The 14,286-nt window shown below is 67.6% G+C and carries 14 protein-coding genes; 6 read left to right on the top strand and 8 right to left on the bottom strand.

What is annotated here, in order from left to right; genetic code table 11:
• Positions 1-106 precede the first annotated feature (106 nt).
• Complete coding sequence (locus EFY87_RS07340) at positions 107-571, bottom strand: MarR family winged helix-turn-helix transcriptional regulator (RefSeq protein WP_123270822.1); 465 nt, start codon at positions 569-571, stop codon at positions 107-109.
• Between the two features lie 67 nt (positions 572-638).
• Between EFY87_RS07340 and EFY87_RS07335 the strand changes: the two genes are divergently transcribed.
• The gene (locus EFY87_RS07335; protein WP_123270821.1) at positions 639-1,985 is read left to right on the top strand and encodes a ClC family H(+)/Cl(-) exchange transporter; all 1,347 of its coding nucleotides are present in this window, start codon (positions 639-641) and stop codon (positions 1,983-1,985) included.
• Positions 1,986-2,000: 15 nt separating this feature from the next.
• On the opposite strand, the gene EFY87_RS07330 is transcribed toward EFY87_RS07335, so the two are convergent.
• On the bottom strand, positions 2,001-3,230 hold the full coding sequence (locus tag EFY87_RS07330; RefSeq protein ID WP_123270820.1) for a homogentisate 1,2-dioxygenase: 1,230 nt from the start codon (positions 3,228-3,230) through the stop codon (positions 2,001-2,003).
• A gap of 72 nt (positions 3,231-3,302) precedes the next feature.
• On the opposite strand from EFY87_RS07330, the gene EFY87_RS07325 reads away from it, so the two are divergent.
• Together EFY87_RS07325 and fahA are read left to right on the top strand one after the other, a co-directional pair.
• Positions 3,303-4,100, top strand: a complete 798-nt coding sequence (locus EFY87_RS07325) for a hypothetical protein (protein WP_123270819.1) — start codon at positions 3,303-3,305, stop codon at positions 4,098-4,100.
• 10 nt (positions 4,101-4,110) lie between these two features.
• Complete coding sequence (gene fahA, locus EFY87_RS07320; protein WP_123270818.1) at positions 4,111-5,307, top strand: fumarylacetoacetase; 1,197 nt, start codon at positions 4,111-4,113, stop codon at positions 5,305-5,307.
• Here fahA and EFY87_RS07315 read toward each other — a convergent pair.
• Together EFY87_RS07315 and EFY87_RS07310 are read right to left on the bottom strand one after the other, a co-directional pair.
• Positions 5,304-6,188 carry an RDD family protein gene (locus tag EFY87_RS07315; protein WP_123270895.1) on the bottom strand — a complete coding sequence of 295 codons (885 nt, stop codon included), beginning with the start codon at positions 6,186-6,188 and terminating at the stop codon, positions 5,304-5,306. The genes fahA and EFY87_RS07315 overlap by 4 nt on opposite strands.
• A 100-nt stretch (positions 6,189-6,288) precedes the next feature.
• The gene (locus EFY87_RS07310; protein ID WP_123270817.1) at positions 6,289-7,995 is read right to left on the bottom strand and encodes an APC family permease; all 1,707 of its coding nucleotides are present in this window, start codon (positions 7,993-7,995) and stop codon (positions 6,289-6,291) included.
• 375 nt (positions 7,996-8,370) lie between these two features.
• Here EFY87_RS07310 and EFY87_RS07305 point away from each other — a divergent pair, with 375 nt between their 5' ends.
• Positions 8,371-8,856: a hypothetical protein gene (locus EFY87_RS07305; RefSeq protein WP_123270816.1), complete on the top strand. Its 486-nt coding sequence runs from the start codon at positions 8,371-8,373 to the stop codon at positions 8,854-8,856.
• Positions 8,857-8,874: 18 nt separating this feature from the next.
• Here EFY87_RS07305 and EFY87_RS07300 read toward each other — a convergent pair whose 3' ends face one another.
• From EFY87_RS07300 to hppD, 3 genes are all read right to left on the bottom strand, one after another.
• Entirely contained in the window at positions 8,875-10,038 is a 1,164-nt protein-coding gene (locus tag EFY87_RS07300) for a cation:proton antiporter (protein ID WP_123270815.1), read from the bottom strand.
• Positions 10,039-10,043: 5 nt separating this feature from the next.
• Entirely contained in the window at positions 10,044-10,175 is a 132-nt protein-coding gene (locus EFY87_RS21115; RefSeq protein WP_281276179.1) for a hypothetical protein, read from the bottom strand.
• 104 nt (positions 10,176-10,279) lie between these two features.
• The gene (gene hppD / locus EFY87_RS07295) at positions 10,280-11,485 is read right to left on the bottom strand and encodes a 4-hydroxyphenylpyruvate dioxygenase (protein WP_123270814.1); all 1,206 of its coding nucleotides are present in this window, start codon (positions 11,483-11,485) and stop codon (positions 10,280-10,282) included.
• Positions 11,486-11,610: 125 nt separating this feature from the next.
• On the opposite strand from hppD, the gene EFY87_RS07290 reads away from it, so the two are divergent.
• Both EFY87_RS07290 and EFY87_RS07285 read left to right on the top strand, forming a co-directional pair.
• Positions 11,611-12,000 carry a GntR family transcriptional regulator gene (locus EFY87_RS07290; RefSeq protein WP_245988524.1) on the top strand — a complete coding sequence of 130 codons (390 nt, stop codon included), beginning with the start codon at positions 11,611-11,613 and terminating at the stop codon, positions 11,998-12,000.
• On the top strand, positions 12,000-12,476 hold the full coding sequence (locus tag EFY87_RS07285; protein WP_123270812.1) for an Lrp/AsnC family transcriptional regulator: 477 nt from the start codon (positions 12,000-12,002) through the stop codon (positions 12,474-12,476). Before EFY87_RS07290 ends, EFY87_RS07285 begins: the two co-directional genes overlap by 1 nt.
• 6 nt (positions 12,477-12,482) lie before the next feature.
• Here the strand turns inward: EFY87_RS07285 and EFY87_RS07280 are convergent, their stop codons facing one another.
• Positions 12,483-14,237 carry a DEAD/DEAH box helicase gene (locus EFY87_RS07280; protein WP_123270811.1) on the bottom strand — a complete coding sequence of 585 codons (1,755 nt, stop codon included), beginning with the start codon at positions 14,235-14,237 and terminating at the stop codon, positions 12,483-12,485.
• Between the last annotated feature and the right edge of the window lie 49 nt (positions 14,238-14,286).

The raw sequence follows: 14,286 nt of genomic DNA, 5'->3' as shown, positions 1-14,286 counted from the left end.
GGTGCTCCTTCGGAGTCGGACGGGTCAGTGCGGCTGGGTGCCCGCACGCGAGCCGACCGACGTTACCGGCAGATGGCACCGAGTGGGTGGAAAAAGTGCAACGACCTCACCAGCCGAGTGCTGCTGCGTCGGTCGCAGCCGGCTCGCCCGCAGCCCGGGTGAAGGACTCCAGACCCTCGATCAGTGAGTCGTACTGCTCGGGCGGCATTGCGCGCACGATCGCGGCGAGCACCGTGCGGCGCCGGCGAGTGACCTCGTCGACAACCTGCTGACCTGCCGCGGTCAGCGTGATCACCAACTCCCGGCGGTCAGCGGGGTTCTCCGCCCGCGCCACCAGTCCCGTCCCGACCAGCCGGTCCACCTGGCGTTGCGCCGACGACGGGTTCACCTGCAATCGGCCGGCCAGACCGACGACCGTGCTCCCGCCCTGCTGGGATAGGACGACCAGGGTGCGAAACTGCGGCAGCGTCACCGTGTGCTCGACCGTCGACAGCGACGCCGCGGAGACCCCGACCAGCGCGCGCGACGCGGTCAGCAACGACGTGACAAGTTCATCGGCCCTGCTGCGCATACACACATCATGCCCGACAGGTGGCGGGGATTTTTCATGCGGTACGCATTGATTGCATAATGCATAGATGGTCACACCTCGGCGGTTGGCACGATCCTTCCCGTCCGCTTCCCTCCGCTCGGACGGCGGCAGCGAGCTGTTGAGCTTCGCCGTGGCCGCCGCCGTGGTCGGAGCGCTGACCGGACTGGCGGCCGCGTCGTTCCGGCTCCTGCTGACCTGGCTGTCCGACCGCCGTACCGGAATGGCCGGCTGGACCCACCACCACTGGTGGGCCGCACCACTGTTCGTCGTCGGCTGCTCGGCCGCGACCGCCGTTGCGGCATGGCTGGTGCGCCGGGTCGAACCGCACGCCGAGGGCAGCGGCATACCCCGTGTCGAAGCCGTCGTGGAGGGCCGCACCGAGCCGGGCCGGTTCCGGATCCTGCCGGTGAAGTATGCCGGGGGGCTGCTCTCGATCGGAGCCGGCCTCGCCCTCGGCCGGGAGGGCCCATCGGTGCAGATGGGCGGCAATATCGCCGTGATCGTGGCCAAGCTGACCCGGCACCGGGACACACACCTGCGGCTGCTCGTCGCAGGTGGCGCTGCCGCCGGACTGGCGACCGCGTTCAACGCCCCCATTGCGGGTGGCGTGTTCGTGCTCGAAGAACTGGTCAAGCGCTTCGACCCGAAGGCGACCATCGCCACCCTGATCGCGTCCGCCGCGGGGTTCGCCAGCGCGCACCTGCTCAACCCGGACGGCACCGAGTTCCACGTCACGCACCTGCCGGATCCCCAACTCTCCCAGTCCGGCTGGATCGCGCTGCTCGGTCTCCTGTGCGGGTTCGCCGGCGCGTCCTACAACATCGGGATCATGCGCGCGCTGCGCATCGCGGACGGCAGCCGCTGGCCCGCCGAGGTCCGCGGCGCACTCATCGGCGCCGGCGTCGGCATACTCGCGCTGCTCGCGCCAACACTCGTCGGCGGCGGCGACAACCTCACCCAGGACGCCCTGCTCGGCACCGGGGCGCTCGCCGCCGTCATCGGGGTGTTCGCCCTGCGCTGGGTGCTGGGCGTGGTCTCCTACGCCGCGTGCACGCCCGGCGGGTTGTTCGCACCCATGCTCGTGCTCGGCACCCATCTGGGGCTCGCGCTCGGACTCGTGGCCCGCCATTTCGATTCCGGCGCGCCACAGCCGGCGGCGCTGGCATTGATCGGTATGGCGGCGTTCTTCACCGCAAGTGTGCATGCGCCCGTCACCGGCATCGTGCTCGCCTCCGAGATGACCGGCACCACGACACTCCTGCCGCCGACGCTGGGCGCCTGCGCGATCGCCATGACCCTCGCCATGGCGATGCGCACCACCGGCATCTACGACCTGCTGACCGCGCGTGCGGTCAAGGGAGCACACGCCAACGAAGGCATCGCCCAGCCGTGAGCGACCGGGTCGAGTTCAGCGGCCGCCGACCCAGCTCCAGGCGTACAACCCGTCGTCCACCACCGCGCCCGCTTCGCCCAGCTCCATGGGCCGGAAGGTGTCGACCATCACCGCCAGTTCGTCGAATTCGTGGACTCCGATGGAGTTCTCGTAGGCGCCTGGCTGCGGTCCGTGCGCGTGACCGCCCGGATGCAGCGAGATCGACCCCTTGCCGATGCCGGACCCCTTGCGTGCCTCGTAGTCGCCGTCGACATAGAACATGATCTCGTCGCTGTCGACATTGGAGTGGTAGTAGGGCACCGGGATCGAGGCCTCGTGATAGTCGACCTTGCGCGGCACGAAGTTGCACACCACGAAATTGGTGCCCTCGAAGACCTGGTGAACCGGCGGCGGCTGGTGCACCTTGCCGGTGATCGGCATGAAGTCGGCGACGTTGAACGCATAGGGATAGAGGCAGCCGTCCCAGCCCACGACGTCGAGGGGGTGGTAGGGGTAGGTATAGATCGTGCCGACGATCTGCCCTCCGCCAACCCGGTGCTTCACGTAAACCTCTGTGGGAGTGGATGATTCGGCACCAATATCCTCAGCGAGCAGCGGGCCCTCGGGTCCGCGCAGGTCGCGTTCGCAGTACGGCGCGTGCTCCAGCAGCTGTCCGTAACGCGACAGGTAGCGCTTCGGCGGTGCGATGTGCGAATTGCCCTCGATCGCGTAGGCCCGCAGCGGCTCGGCGAACCCCTCGTCGCCTGCGACGACCGGAAGCCACCGGTGCGTGGTCGCACGCGGCACGATCAGGTAGTCGCCCTCGACGACGTCGAACGCGCCGAAGACCGTCTCCACTCGCGCCGCGCCGCGCTCGACATACACGCACTCATCACCGATCCCATTGCGATACCAGGGACTTGGCGCGTCGGCCACGACATACGAGATCCGCACATCACCGTTGCCGAGCACGAGCCGCCGCCCGGTGACGGCGTCGGCGCCCGTCTCGCCGGCGGCGAAGAGGTCGTGCAGTTTCAGGTGGCGCGGCAGCAGTGGGTGGTTGGGCTGCGTCTCCTGCGACCAGGTGAACTCCCAGGGCTGCGCATCCGAGATCGCCGACGGCAAACCGCGATGGTAGAGCAGCGACGAGTCGCTGGAGAAGCCCTCCTCCCCCATCAGCTCCTCGTAGAAGACGCCGCCGTCAGGCCGGCGCAACGCGGTATGCCGCTGCCGGGGCAGCTCGCCCTGTGCTCGATAGAACGCCATTGTTCTCCTCGCTTCTCACCTCGTCGTGCGGGCGCGGCCCAGGTGGTCCGGATGGCTGGTTACGGTGAACCCATGGCCAGCCTGCCCCCGCGCGCACTCTTCACCCAGCTGATCGACGACGCGGCCGTCTTTCCGCCCGGCAACTACTCACTGTCTCAGGCTATCGAGCGTCGCTCCGCCCGGCGCGGCACCCCGGCCGCCGATTTCGTCGGCCCGCTACTGCTGCCGCCACGCCTGGTCGACGACGCACTCGCCGACCACAGCGCCCTGGTCATCACGGTCGTCGGCCGCCCTGACACACCGGTCGAGGACACGGTCGCGGCGGCCGAGCGCGTCGCCGGATCGACGGGGCACTCGCTCGCCGGCGTCGAGGTCGCGGCCGTGCCGGGGTGGGATCAGGTGCTCGAACTCGCGGTGCCGGTCGCGGTCGAAGTGCCCGCCGGTGCCGCTGGCCTCGCGTCGCTACCGGACATCGAACAGCACGACGGGCAGGTGATCGCCAAACTGCGCACCGGGTCCACCCCGGCCACCCCGGTTCCTGCGACCAGCGAGCTCGCGGCGTTCATCGCCGAATGCGTGCGAACGGGTATGCCGTTCAAGCTGACCGGTGGCCTGCACCACGCGATCGCGCACGCCGCAGACGGCGAGGACCAGTTCGGTTTCCTCGGAGTCCTGCTCGCCACCCATGCCGCGCTCACCGGCGGTGACGTGTCCGCGCCCCTCGACGGCCGCGACGCCGACGCAGCATCGGCGTCGCTCACCGCGATGACCGAGACCGACGCCGGGAGCGTGCGGAACTTCTTCACCAGCTTCGGGTGTTGCGATGTGCTCGACCCCGTCCACGACCTGTCCGCGCTCGGCCTGATCTGAAAGGACCCTGATGTCCGAGGACCTCTGGAGCATCGACAACCTTCCCTACGGTGTCGCCAGCACGGCAGACGGCCAGGCGCAGGTCGTCACCCGCCTGGGCGACGACATCATCCAGCTGGCCACCCTGGCGGGGCTGGACAATGTGCGCAAGTGGGCCCGCTGCTTTCAGCAAGACTCACTGAACGCCTTTCTCGCCCAGGGAAACTCGAGTTGGTCCGCAGCACGTTCGTGGTTGCAGCAGATCCTGCAGGACGACCGGCGGCGCGACCTGGTCGCCAGAGCGACCCGACCCATCGAGGACGTGACCTTGCACCTGCCGGTGCAGGTCGCCGACTACGTCGACTTCTATGCCAGCGAGCAGCACGCGACCAACGTCGGCTCGATCTTCCGCCCCGACGGCGCGGCCCTCACCCCCAACTGGAAGCACCTGCCGATCGGCTATCACGGCCGGTCAGGCACGGTCGTGGTGTCGGGCACCGACATACGCCGGCCGGTCGGCCAGCGCAAGGGGAAGGACGACCCGGAGCCGGTTTTCGGGCCGAGCGTCCGCCTGGACATCGAGGCGGAGCTCGGTTTCGTCGTCGGCGGCGCGACGGCCATCGGCGAGCGCGTGCCGACCGACGCAGCGGCCGAGCACCTCTTCGGGGTGGCGCTCTTCAACGACTGGTCGGCCCGGGACATCCAGGCGTGGGAGTACGTGCCGCTCGGCCCGTTCCTGGGCAAGTCGTTCGCGTCGTCCATCAGCGCCTGGGTCACCCCGTTCGAGGCCCTCGTTGCGGCGAAGATCCCTCTGCCGCAGCAGGATCCGCAGCCGCTGGACTACCTGCGTGGCGCCAATCTCTTCGGGCTCGACATCGACTTCGAGGTGCGCCTCAACGACACGGTGATCTCCCGGCCGCCATACCAGCAGATGTACTGGAGCCCGGCCCAGATGCTCGCGCACCTGACGGTGGGCGGCGCGAGCCTGCGCAACGGCGACCTCTTCGCGTCCGGCACGGTGTCCGGCGACGCACGCGACGAGCGCGGCAGCCTGCTGGAGCTCGCCTGGAGCGGCGCCGAACCGGTCGAACTCGCCGACGGCACGACGCGCAGCTTCCTGCAGGACGGGGACCGGGTGACAATCACCGCGACCGCGCCGGGTGTGGCCGGTGGCCGCATAGCCCTCGGCGAGGTGAGCGGCACGATCCTGCCGTCGACCGCCGGTTAACCGCCGGGGTATGGCGGCAGCGTGCCGACCGGAACCTTCGGTGGCCGCGCACGCACGACGTAGGTCTTGGCAGCCTTGTCGTGGATCGACTGAGCGCTGCGCTCGCCGAGCGGAATCAGCCCGTCGACCAGGCTGAACACGGAACCGAGCGAACCCAGCACCGGGATGAACGTGGTGATGTTGCTGACGCCCTTGACCAGTGCACGGATCACGGCGGCGTTGATCTCCGGCTTCGCGGCCGACCCTGCGCCGCGCACCCGGACGCCGCAGATCAGGTGGCCGATGGTCTGGCCGCGCCACGCGACCAGCCCGATCTCGTAGACGAGGTAGATCAGCAGTGACACCACCGGGAACTGCCAGGGCACATGGTAGAGCGCACTGGGCACGGGTGGCTGCGAGCCGCCGTTCTTGGCGGCGGTGAGCACGGCGTCATACCAATCGGTGATGACCTTGATCCACGGCTGCAGCCAGCTCCACGAGATGACCACCGCGACGAGGGACACCAGGATGTTGTCGATCAGATAGGCGAACAGCCGGCGCCACCACGACGCCGTCGGCTCACCATCGGGGGTCATCTTGACCGGACGTGCCTGGTATTGCTGCTGATAGCCGTATGGCGAGGGGCCCTGCCCGACACCGCGCTGCAGCCGAGGGCCCTGCTGGAATCTCGACGGGCCGGCCTGCGGGTATCCCCCGGGCTGGGCGGCGCGCAGCCGTTCCTGCTCTTCTTCCCACTGTTTGCGCGGGTCACCGATGCGCGACTCGTCGAGGTGTGGCTTCACCTTGGGCATCGTGCGGTCGCTCCACAGGATGCCGTCCCAGTAGCGCAGCAGGCTGGGATCATCCGGGTCGTCATACCAACCCGACGCGCGTTCGGTCATGGCCACAGATCCTCTCACTGACCAGCATTGGCACTCGTCAGCGGCATGCCCGTCACGCGCAGGTGCCCCTTCCCTGGGGAAGGGGCACCTGCGGGGGACGTCAGTGACCGGCAGCCGGTGCGGCGCCGTCGGTCGGCGCCATCCCGTCGACCGGGCCGAGGATCTCGTGGGCCCGCTTCGGCGACAGCTGACAGAACCAGGCCAGCGCGAAGACGATGATCGTCAGGATCACGTTGGCGACGATGCCGCCGTTGAAGCCATACCAATCGGCCTCGCCGGCATTGGACTTGCCGCTGACACCGGAGTAGTTGCCCAGGTAGCTCACCAGGGCAATGCCCGCGAACCACACCAGCACCCACCAGCCGTTCTGGAATTCCAGCTTGGGCGCTCTGCCCTTGTCGATCGCCTGGAAGATCGCCAGGAAGACGTATCCCAACGCCACCGCAGCCATCATCTTCCAGACCTGGTCCCAGCCTGCCCAGTACATGATCAGGTTGGTCGCCAGGAGCGCGAGCGGTCCGACGACCCACGCGGCGCGCGTGCGGTAGGGACGATCCAGATCGGGTAGTTGCTTGCGGAAGGTCAGTAGGGCGATCGAACCGCTGCCGAAGGAGAGCACGGTGAGCGAGGTGACGATCGAGACGAGCGACTGCCAACTCGGGAACGGCAGGAAGAAGATGCAACCCACGACCCAGGCGAGGATCAGGCTGGGCCAGGGCACCCCATTTCTGTTCACCTTGGCCAGCACCTCGGGGGCGTTGCGGTTGCGCCCCATGGCGTAGGACATGCGCGCGGTGACGCTGACGTAGATCAGCCCGGTATCTCCGGGGCTGATGAACGCGTCGGCATACAACAGGCCGGCCAGCCAGCCCATGCCCAGGAAGGTTGCCAGTGCCGCGAGGGGGCTGAAGTTGCCTGCGTCACTGCCGGTCTTGATCGCGTCGCCGACGTTCGCCCAGCCGTGGTGGACCAGCGCCGACGGGTCGAGTGCCCCGATGAAGGCGACCTGCAGCAGGATGTACAGAATCCCGCAGATGACCAGCGACCCGAGCAGCGTCAGAGGCACATTCCGCCTGGGATTATCGGTCTCACCGGCAAGTTCGATTCCCTGCCGCCACCCGAGGAATGAGAATGCGATGCCGGCAGCCGGGATGGCCTCCATCGCCCCCTTGATACCCTTCGGTGCGAAACCGTTACCCGTGGCAGTGTGTGCGCTGAAGTTTCCGCTGTGAAAAGCCGAGATCATCACCGCGACAATCACCAGGACGATCATGCCCAGCTTCCACCAGACGAGCACATTGTTGATGCGAGCAAACCATCTGACCCCGAAGAAGTTGATCAGGACGAAGACGCCGAGCAGGACGATCGCGACAACCAGTCCCGCCGGTTTCAGCGTGCCATTGCCATGCTCCAGCCAATGCAGATAGGAACTGGCATAGGTCAGCACCGCGGAGACCTCCACCGACGCGACCGATGCGCATGCCAGCCACGTGACCCAGCCGAACGAGTAACTGGCGAACGAACCCCACGCGTAGTGCGGGTAGCGCGCCACACCACCACTGCGGGGAAGCATCACACCCAGTTCGGCGTACGTGTACCCGATGAACAGGAACATGACGGTCGCAACGGCCCAGGAGATGATCGCGGCAGGTCCGGCCATGCTGGACGCGTGCAGTGAACTGAACAGCCATCCGGACCCGATGATCGAGCCAATGGCCGTAAAGAGCAGGCCGATGGTGCCGAACTCCTTCTTGAGGTGCGGATCATCCCCTACTAACGTTTCAGGTTGGTCAGTATCGACGCTCATAGTCGCGTATTCCCTTCAGATCTTGAAGTTGACTCTGAACAGTCCATGGGCCTTTAAAGGGTGTGCTCGTCATGTGAGAGCCGGAAAACACACCTCCACCCGTGACGTCGGCGCGCCAGTTGTGCTGTCTTCCTCCTTCGTGACACTAGTACCGAAAGTACCCGCACGGGTCGTGATTAACCACAATCCATCGCGCACTTCAAAAATTTTCACGTTCTTCTAACAAATGCACTAGTTGCTGAGAATATGCTGGGAAATATGACATAGTATGCCTATAGCCTCGCCAGCGTTCGGGCAGCGGACCACCACTGGTTGCTGGTTGCTGGTTGATCTCTGGACGCGATCGCGGCTTCGTGTCCGGCGTACGCTGAGTCCATGTTGAAGCTGTTGCTGTTGTTGCACCTGCTCACGGCGATTTTCGCTATCGGCCCGTTGGCCCACGCGGTCACCACTGCCTCGCGAGGTCTGCGGCACGCGGACGCTCCCGCCCTGCACGCTTCGTCGCGGATGGCCAAGATCTACGCGGCAGCGTCCGTGCTGGTCGTGGTCTTCGGTATGGGCCTGATGTCGCAGAAGTGGCACGGGAAGACGATTGCCAGCATGGGCGACACCTGGATCTGGTTGTCGCTGCTGTTGTGGCTGGCTGGGGTCGCGATCACCCTGCTCGTCGTCACTCCGTCGCTGGACAAGGCGGCCGAGCAGCTCACCGCCGCTTCCGCAGCCACCCCGCAGGAAGGCGGGCTGGCCCTGCGCACCCTCGACCTGAAGCCGCTGACGGCGCGGGTCGCGGCCTCCGGGGGCATCGTCGGTCTGCTCTTCGCCGTGATCGTCGGGCTGATGGTCTACCGGCCGGGTAGCTGACCACTCGCCCGAAGAGGACTACTTCGCAGCCGGATTCGCACGATCGGTGGTCTGCGCTGCAGCCAGGCGGCGCACCGGACCGGCGAGCGCGGCGGTGGTGATGACCGTCACCACCGCGCCGAGCAGCATCGCGGGTGCTTCGCCCGGCCGGAGCATGCCGAGCGCCTGGCCGAGTGCCGCGGCGGCAACCGGCACGCCGAGATTGCCTGCTGTGATGGCCGCAGCCGGCCACGGCTGACGGCTCAGCAGGAGCGCCCCGTGGGCGACGAGTCCCGCGGCTCCGAGGACCAGCCCGAGGACGATCGCGTCCGGATGAGCGCCCAGTTGCCGCAGGTCGAGCGAAGCGCCGAGCCACACGAAGAAGATCGGCCCGAAAAACCCTTCGGTCACCGCAAACAGCTGGTGCGCGAGCCGGCGCGGCTCTCCGACAGCGGCATACGCCAGGCCTGCGACGAAACCGGCCAGCATGACCGACACCTGGGTGGCGACCGCCACCGCAGCGATGCCGAAGACCGCCGTGAGGGAGAACCGTAACTCCAGGGCGAGACCGCGCTCCTTGGACAGTTCATGCGCGCGGCGTTCTTCGCCGGACTTCGCGAGCTTCTGCAGGATGACGAAAAGCACTCCGCCTGCTGCGATGACGGCCGCGCCGCCGATGGTCGCCCGTAGCGCGTGCGGTGGGTCCATGGCGAGCGGAAGAGCGACAATGCAGGCGGTGTTCGCGATCGCGATCTGCGGCAGCAACTGCTGGATCACCGGCGCAGCGGTGTCGGCGCCATCCAGAACGGGCATGATGATGTTCGCGGAGGAGGACGCGATCAGCACGGTGTAGAGCGCGCCGTGTCCCGTGCCGAAAACCGCTGCCGCGCCGAAACCGAGCGGCATGGCCACCACCCCGCAGCCGACCGCCCGCAGCGCCCCGCGCAGCACACCGGACCGCATCGCCGGATCCCGCATCGGCACATGCGAGCCCGCGATGAACATGACGAGGGCGAAGCCGATCTGCGCCATGAACGTCAGCGTGCTGCCGGCGGGGTCCACCAGCCGGAATCCGGTCCGGCCGATCACGACGCCGACAAACATCTCGCCGATGACGACCGGCAGCTGCACACCGCGCGTCACCGCAAGCGCAGGGCCGAGCAACGCGACGGCGCAGATCAGCGCCAGCTCCGCAAAACCCATGTGCGTCAGTCGGATTCGAGCCCGACCAGCGAAAGGCATGACGCTGCTGGCGGGTAGTCGTGTTTCGCCGGCTTGTCCAGCCAGCGGACGCGCATCTCGGACTTCGTCGCCCCGGCGGAACCCTTCTTCGTCGCCATACCGGGACCCCTTCCGCGGAACACGTGACCCTGTGAGTCACCTGTCTCGGATGCTAGACCACACCACCCCGAGAGCGCTGGAAACGGCGAATGACGGCGGTGAATCAGAGGTTGCCGCGCTTGTCTTGCTCGCGCTCGATCGCCTCGAAGAGTGCCTTGAAGTTGCCCTTGCCGAAGCCGAGCGAGCCGTGGCGCTCGATCAGTTCGAAGAACACGGTCGGGCGGTCGCCGAGCGGCTTGGTGAAGATCTGCAGCAGGTAGCCGTCTTCGTCACGGTCGACCAGGATGCCGCGGCTCTGCAGCTCCTCGACGGGCACCCGGACCTCGCCGATGCGGGCCCGCAGCTCCGCGTCCTCGTAGTAGCTGTCCGGGGTGTCGAGGAACTCGACACCGTTCTTACGCAACGCGTCCACGGTGCCGATGATGTCTCCGGTCGCCACCGCGAGGTGCTGGGCACCCGCGCCACGGTAGAACTCCAGGTATTCGTCGATCTGCGACTTCTTCTTGGCGATCGCCGGCTCGTTGAGCGGGAACTTCACCCGGTGGTTGCCGTTGGCGACGACCTTGCTCATCAGCGCGGAGTAGTCGGTGGCGATGTCGTCGCCGATGAACTCGGCCATGTTCACGAAGCCCATGACGCGGTTGTAGAACTCCACCCACTCGTCCATCTTGCCCAGCTCGACGTTGCCGACGATGTGGTCCAGCGCCTGGAAGAGCCGCTTCGGCTGGCCGTCGCGGGGGACGTATGACGACTGCTGTTCGACATACCCGGGCAGGTAGGGGCCGTCGTAGCGCGACCGGTCCACCAGCGTGTGGATCGTCTCGCCATACGTGGCGATGGCGGCGATGCGCACGATGCCGTGCTCGTCGGTGACGTCCTCGGGCTCGCGCACGACGGTCGCCCCGGCGCGGCGCGCCTGCGCGATGCACTTGTCGACGTCGGGCACCTCCAGCGCGATGTCGACGACGCCGTCGCCGTGCTTGCGGTGGTGCTCGACCAGCGGGCTGTCCGGGTCGACCGCGCCGTTGATGACGAAGCGGATCGAACCGCTCTTGAGCACGAACGACTTGTGGTCGCGGTTGCCGGTCTCCGGCCCGCTGTAGGCGACCAGCTGCATGCCCCAGGCGCTCTGGTAGTACAGCGCGGACTGCGTGGCGTTGCCAGAGACGAACACGATCGCGTCCCAGCCGGTCACCGGGAACGGGTCCTTGTCGATGTCGTACTCGACTAGGCCGACCAGCTGCTTGAGCTGCTCCAGGTCCTGTCCGGCAGCGAGTTCTTCGGGCGTGAGGTTCACTGTGGTCGTCATACGCATACTGTGGGGCAGGTCACGTCACCGCGCAATCGGTCGGGAGTTGGCTGTTCAGCATGCACAATCTGTGCGGACAATCTTGATGGAAGCTGGACAATATGATCCGTCGCTATCGTGTGTAGATGACCGGAACGCCTCCGATGATCAGCGTTGACCACGACAGCCCGACCCCGCCATACGAGCAGATCCGCGCCCAGGTGACGGCGGCCGCGGCCTCGGGGAGTATGCCGGTGGGCACCCGGCTGCCGACGGTGCGCGGGCTGGCCGTCGATCTCGGCGTGGCGCCCGGCACCGTTGCGAAGGCCTACACCGAGCTCGAACGCGCCGGCACCATCGAGACTCGCGGCCGCAAGGGCACCTTCATCGCCGCGAGCGGTGACGACCACCGGGAGCGCGCGGCCGAGGCCGCGGCCGAATACGTCCGGGCTGCAGCGTCATACGGCATCGATCCGCGGGAATCGGTGCGCCTCGTCGAGGCGGCCGTGGCCGCGCACCACCCCGGGAGCCGGTGATGCCGCGGCTCGACGAGCTCGACGCCCGCCTCATCGCGCTACTCACCGAGCAGCCCCAGATCGGGGTGCTCGGGGCGTCGCGCGCACTGGGTGTCGCCCGCGGCACGGTGCAGGCCCGGCTCGACCGGCTGATCGCACGCGGCGTGATCGCCTCGCTCGCGCCGACGGTCTCCCCGGCGGCGCTCGGCTATCCCGTGACTGCCTTCTGCACACTGCAGATCCAGCAGCGCAAGGGCCGGCAGGCGGTCGTCGATCACCTCGCCGGCATCCCCGAGGTGATCGAAGTGCACACGATCACCGGCAGCGGCGACCTGCTGGTGCGCGTCGTGGCCACCGACAACGCCGACCTGCAGCGGGTCATCGACCAGATCGTCGAGACCGGGCTCGTGGTGCACGCGTCCACCACGATCTCGCTGGCCGAGCTGGTCGGGCACCGCACGCTGCCGCTCGTGCAGGACGCGGCACAGCAGGCCTGACGTCTTTCAGCGCTTGCGGCCGACAAACCAGTTGCGCAGCATGGTGATTCGCTCGCTCACCTCGTCGGAGGACGCGCGATCCAACGCCGGCCCGCCGCACTTCACGCGCAACTCGTGGTGCACGTGCGCGTGCGGCTTGCCCGACTTCGTGGAGTATGCCGCAACCAGCGCGTTCAGCTCCTTGCGCTGAGCCGCCAGCGCTCGGTGTGCCGCGACCGGCGGGTCCGCATCGGGACGCTTCCGGCCGGTTCGCAACTGCTTGTCCTGGCGCTGCCGCAGCAGGCTACTGACCTGGTCCGGCTCCAAAAGCCCTGGCAGCCCGAGGTATTCCTCCTCTTCCGCGCTGCCCGCCACGGCGCCGAGGCCGAACTGTTGCGCGTCGAAGAGCACGTGGTCGAACTCTGCCTCGGACTCCAGCGCCTCGAAGGTACCCTCGAGCTGACCGGACGCCTTCTCCTCCCGGTTGGCCTCCTCGATCAGGCCCTCTTCCTCGGCCCAGATCGAATCCTCATTGGTCTCAGGGCGATCCAGCGCGTGGTTGCGCTCCTTCTCCATCGTCGCCGCGAGCTCGAGGATGATCGGGACCGTCGGCAGGAAGACCGTCGCGGTCTCGCCCCGGCGCCGCGCGCGCACGAATCGGCCGACTGCCTGGGCGAAATAGAGCGGCGTCGAGGTCGAGGTCGCGAAGACTCCCACCGCCAGCCGCGGCACGTCGACACCTTCGGAAACCATCCGCACGGCCACCATCCAGCGGTCCTCCGAGTCCGCGAACTCCTCGATCCGCGAGGATGCGCCGGCGTCGTCGGACAACACCACTGTCGGGCGAACACCCGTTTTTTCGTGGAGGATTCGCGCATAGGCACGGGCTGCTGTCTGGTTGGACGCGATGACCAATCCCCCGGCGTCCGGCACGTGCCGGCGGACCTCGGTCAGCCGCTTGTCGGCAGCACGCAGCACCGCCGGGATCCACGCGCCGGTCGGGTCCAGCGCGGTGCGCCAGGCGGCTGCGGTCGCGTCCTTGGTGAGCGGTTCGCCCAGCCGGGCGGAGATCTCGTCCCCTGCAGAGGTGCGCCAGCGCATTGCCCCGCCATACGCCATGAACAGCACGGGGCGCACCACGCCGTCGCGCAGCGCGTCGGCATAACCATAGGTGAAGTCGCTGGCCGAGCGGCGTATGCCGTCGGGTCCCTCCTCGTAGCGCACGAACGGGATCGGCGCCGCGTCGGAGCGAAACGGGGTGCCGGTCAAGCAGATTCGCCGAGTTGCCGACTCGAACGCCTCACGGATCGCGTCACCCCACGACTTCGTGTCGCCGCCGTGGTGCACCTCGTCGAGGATGACCAGGGTCCGCTTGCGCTCGGTGCGGATGCGGTGCAGCGCCGGCCGGCTGGCCACGCCCGCGTAGGTCACCGCAATGCCGTGGAAACCCTTGGCATGCTCCTCCTGCGCGTTGGTGAACCGCGGATCGATGTGTATGCCGACCCGCGACGCCGCATCAGCCCACTGCGTCTTGAGGTGCTCGGTCGGCGCCACGATCGTGATCTGCTGCACGATGCCGCGCTGCAGCAGCTCGGTGGCCAATCGCAAGGCGTACGTGGTCTTTCCGGCTCCCGGCGTGGCGACTGCGAGGAAGTCACGCGGCTGGTCGGTGAGGTAGCGCTCGACTGCCGCGGCCTGCCAGGCCCGCAGTTTGCCCGCGGTCCCCCACGCCGCCTTCCCTGGGAACGCCGGTGACAGGTGCGAGGCGGCCGAGGTACTCATAGGCCGACCAGGCTAACTGCTCCAGTGCACCCCTCACCGAGCGGACACC

The organism is Flexivirga caeni (assembly GCF_003724155.1).
Lineage (GTDB): Bacteria > Actinomycetota > Actinomycetes > Actinomycetales > Dermatophilaceae > Flexivirga > Flexivirga caeni.
The sequence above is the reverse complement of the archived record's forward strand: the minus strand, read 5'-3'. Positions and strand labels throughout refer to the sequence as shown.

Excerpts from the sequence above, each read along its gene's own strand:
- EFY87_RS07340 (WP_123270822.1), bottom strand. The coding sequence starts at position 571 with ATGCGCAGCAGGGCCGATGAACTTGTCACGTCGTTGCTGACCGCGTCG.
- EFY87_RS07335 (WP_123270821.1), top strand. The coding sequence starts at position 639 with ATGGTCACACCTCGGCGGTTGGCACGATCCTTCCCGTCCGCTTCCCTC.
- EFY87_RS07330 (WP_123270820.1), bottom strand. The coding sequence starts at position 3,230 with ATGGCGTTCTATCGAGCACAGGGCGAGCTGCCCCGGCAGCGGCATACC.
- EFY87_RS07325 (WP_123270819.1), top strand. The coding sequence starts at position 3,303 with ATGGCCAGCCTGCCCCCGCGCGCACTCTTCACCCAGCTGATCGACGAC.
- fahA (WP_123270818.1), top strand. The coding sequence starts at position 4,111 with ATGTCCGAGGACCTCTGGAGCATCGACAACCTTCCCTACGGTGTCGCC.
- EFY87_RS07315 (WP_123270895.1), bottom strand. The coding sequence starts at position 6,188 with ATGACCGAACGCGCGTCGGGTTGGTATGACGACCCGGATGATCCCAGC.
- EFY87_RS07310 (WP_123270817.1), bottom strand. The coding sequence starts at position 7,995 with ATGAGCGTCGATACTGACCAACCTGAAACGTTAGTAGGGGATGATCCG.
- EFY87_RS07305 (WP_123270816.1), top strand. The coding sequence starts at position 8,371 with ATGTTGAAGCTGTTGCTGTTGTTGCACCTGCTCACGGCGATTTTCGCT.
- EFY87_RS07300 (WP_123270815.1), bottom strand. The coding sequence starts at position 10,038 with ATGGGTTTTGCGGAGCTGGCGCTGATCTGCGCCGTCGCGTTGCTCGGC.
- EFY87_RS21115 (WP_281276179.1), bottom strand. The coding sequence starts at position 10,175 with ATGGCGACGAAGAAGGGTTCCGCCGGGGCGACGAAGTCCGAGATGCGC.
- hppD (WP_123270814.1), bottom strand. The coding sequence starts at position 11,485 with ATGACGACCACAGTGAACCTCACGCCCGAAGAACTCGCTGCCGGACAG.
- EFY87_RS07290 (WP_245988524.1), top strand. The coding sequence starts at position 11,611 with ATGACCGGAACGCCTCCGATGATCAGCGTTGACCACGACAGCCCGACC.
- EFY87_RS07285 (WP_123270812.1), top strand. The coding sequence starts at position 12,000 with ATGCCGCGGCTCGACGAGCTCGACGCCCGCCTCATCGCGCTACTCACC.
- EFY87_RS07280 (WP_123270811.1), bottom strand. The coding sequence starts at position 14,237 with ATGAGTACCTCGGCCGCCTCGCACCTGTCACCGGCGTTCCCAGGGAAG.